General features: G+C 56.3%; 3 protein-coding genes. 2 read left to right on the top strand and 1 reads right to left on the bottom strand.

Features of this window, described 5'->3' with window-relative positions:
* The coding region (locus tag K5905_RS30625) for an SLC13 family permease (protein WP_297591504.1) at positions 1-1,451 on the top strand (1,451 nt) is incomplete at its 5' end.
* Between the two features lies 1 nt (position 1,452).
* On the opposite strand, the gene K5905_RS30620 is transcribed toward K5905_RS30625, so the two are convergent.
* Positions 1,453-2,352: a GyrI-like domain-containing protein gene (locus tag K5905_RS30620; protein ID WP_297591503.1), complete on the bottom strand. Its 900-nt coding sequence runs from the start codon at positions 2,350-2,352 to the stop codon at positions 1,453-1,455.
* Positions 2,353-2,567: 215 nt separating this feature from the next.
* On the opposite strand from K5905_RS30620, the gene K5905_RS30615 reads away from it, so the two are divergent.
* The gene (locus K5905_RS30615; RefSeq protein ID WP_297591502.1) at positions 2,568-2,930 is read left to right on the top strand and encodes a hypothetical protein; all 363 of its coding nucleotides are present in this window, start codon (positions 2,568-2,570) and stop codon (positions 2,928-2,930) included.
* Positions 2,931-3,072: the final 142 nt, after the last annotated feature.

Raw genomic sequence — 3,072 nt, 5'->3', positions numbered from 1 at the left:
ACAACGTTGCCGCCCTGGCGCTTTTGATGCCACTGGATCTGGAAGCGGCAAGGAAGGCGGAACGCTCGCCTGGCCTCTCGCTGATGCCGCTTTCTTTTGCAACAATCCTGGGTGGAATGATCACGCTGATCGGGACGCCACCCAACATCGTTATTGCCGAATACAGGTCAAGCGCTCTCGGCACACCGTTTTCCATGTTCGACTTTGCTCCCGTCGGCATCACGGTGGCCGTGGTTGGCATTGCCTTCGTCACTTTGCTGGGCTGGCGATTTCTGCCTGCGCATTTCCGTGAAAAGCCGAAACAGGACGGCTTTGTTGAGAGCCTCTATTCAGCGGAATTGAAAATCGGAAAAGTGTCGGAAGAAAAGCCTTTGACTGTCGGTGACCTTTATCCGATTGCCGAGGACAAGGATGTCGTGATCATCGGTCTCATCCGCAATGGCCGCAGGATCAGGGGTTTTGCACGCCGTGAACCGATCAGGCAAGACAACTATCTCGTGGTCGAGGGAGACCCGAAAGCCATTGAAAGCTTCATGGGGGCCGCCAAGCTCGAATTCGCGGGATCGGAACGGCACAAGGGCGGACTGGTTGGATCCGCGCTCTCCCTCATAGAGGCAATTGCTCCCGACAGTGCCCGGATAACCGGACGATCCGCATTCGACATGCGGCTTCTTTATGGACACAGCGTGACCCTTCTCGGAATTTCACGTCAGGGCCGCCGTATCCAGAAGCGGGTTCGCCACGAAATCATCCGCCCCGGAGACGTGCTATTGCTGCTCGGTACGCAGGACCGTCTGGAAAGTGCCTGCAACTGGCTCGGTGTTCTTCCCCTGGAAGGCAGACAGACCGGCATGATCCAGCGCAACAAGGCGTGGCTTGCGATTGCTGGCTTCTGCCTTGCGATCGTTGCCGCTGTCGCCGGCATAGCCTACCTGCCCGTCGCACTGGCTGCCTGTGTCGTGCTGTACGCCGCAACCGGCCTGATAAGCGGTTCGGAGGTCTATACGTCCGTTGAATGGAAAGTGATTGTTCTTCTTGGATCTTTGATCCCGCTGGGTCAGGCTTTTGAAGACGCCGGCAACGCTCAGCTGATTGCCGACGGCATTGTCACGCTGACTACCGGTGCTCCTGCCTGGGTGACCCTCGCGGTGCTGATGGTTGTAACGATGACCCTGTCGGACTTCCTGAACAATGTCGCAACCTGCCTGATCGCAGCACCGATTTCCGTTCAGATTGCCGGCACGCTGGATGTGAACCCGGACTCGTTTCTGATGGCTGTCGCTGTTGCGGCCTCCTGTGCGTTCCTGACCCCGATCGGACACAAGAACAACACCATCATCATGGGGCCGGGCGGATACCGGTTTGGAGATTATTGGCGCATCGGCCTTCCCCTTGAGTTGCTGGTACTCGCGGTCTCCATCCCGGCCATCCTTGTGTTCTGGCCCCTATAGATCAGGCAACGGGTTTGAGCGGCAGACAGATATCCGTCAACAGGTCCGATGGGGCAGTGTCCCTTGGATTGTTGAGATAAACTTCCATGCACGGAGCATCTGCCGGCTCACGGCCGGACTGGGTCAGCCATTCACCGAACAGCCACTCATAGGCCCATTTCATGTCCGTGTAAGGCCCTTTGTAGTGCAGGACAGCATAGTCACCTTCCCGGGTCTCGACCTGTTCCAGAGGAGCGTCTACGGGAAAATCCCCGGGCACCGTCACTCCTGCTACGGATTGCAGTTCATCTTCGGGTACTTGTGTCGGGTCCGAAAAACACAGCCCCTTCATCGCCCCCGCCTGGCCAATCAGATTGCGGCTGACCAGAATACCGACCAGCGTCTCGAACGCCTTGCCGATTTCCATGTAAGGTCCCGTGTGTCGCAGGACGGCAAGTTTCTCGGACGGAATGGATTTGATCTCGACATTATGCATCAATGAACATCCTTGGGTTTGCGGAGTTGGAGCGCCTCCATGTGCTGGCTGCACACGAGCAAGCACACCACTGGCGCGATAGTTGGAAGGAGAATGGCCATAGGACAGCTTGAAGCTTCTGCTGAAGGCTTCCAGGCTGCCGTATCCGGCCCGCTTCGCGACGACGGCAATCGGCATTTCGGTATAAGAAAGGTCCGCGGCCGCCCGGTGCAAGCGCAGGCGCTTCACGGTCGCACCAATGGATTCTCCATATGTGGACTGCCAGACCCGGTGCCAGTGCCACTGCGAGAGCGCGGCAATCTCTGCCAGTGTCGCCAGATCAGGATCCTGATCGAGATTGGCATAGATATATTCTATCACTCGGCTGAACCGTCGAACGTAGCCATTGTCCCGTGGTGAAACCTTCTGTTTTACGTCTTGCGTCATCTGGAGTGCCCTTGCTTGCCTTCGGAGTATCTAGCACCGGCCGACCTGATAAATCTTGCTGACATGCAATCGCGGGGCCTGCGTTGCTTTCAAGGCGCCGTTTGCACACGCTTTCGCTGGAATCTCGGGCCTGTCTCAAGAAAGCAATTTACTTCTCCGGACCGGCCCGATAGCGTTCCAGCCAACGAAAGACCGCTTCGAAAAGAGAGGGAAATATGCGTTTATTAAAAACGTTGAGTTGTGTCGCCGTTTTGTTGGCCGGAACCACGACCGCAATCGCCCAGGGTACTGGCTCTGAAGGTTATTTCCAGATCTACAACAACACCGGCGGGAACATCGTTGTCGGCTTTTACACCAACGACGGCAGCGGCTGGAGCGACAACTGGTTGTCGGCAGCGCTTGAACCGGGCGAAAGCTCTCGTGCGGAATTTTATGCCGACAGCGGAAATTGCGACCAGACGTTCCAGGTCGGTTGGCTAGGCGAAAACGACGATGAAGTTATGGACGACCCGATCGACATTGATATTTGCGCTGCAAGCAATGTCTATCTGGAAGACAATGAAATCTACTACGACTGATTGAAACCAACATCAGTGGCCGGAACGCAATGTGCCGTTCCGGCTCAAAACGTGCCTTCCTTCATGCCAGACCTTTTCCATTTCGAAGATTTTGCTCCCGGCCAGGACTTCGATCTCGGCTCGACCGATGTGAGCAAAGAAG

The organism is Roseibium sp., assembly GCF_025698965.1.
Lineage (GTDB): Bacteria > Pseudomonadota > Alphaproteobacteria > Rhizobiales > Stappiaceae > Roseibium.
Note: the sequence above shows the minus strand (reverse complement) of the source record. Positions and strands in the feature narration are given on the sequence as shown.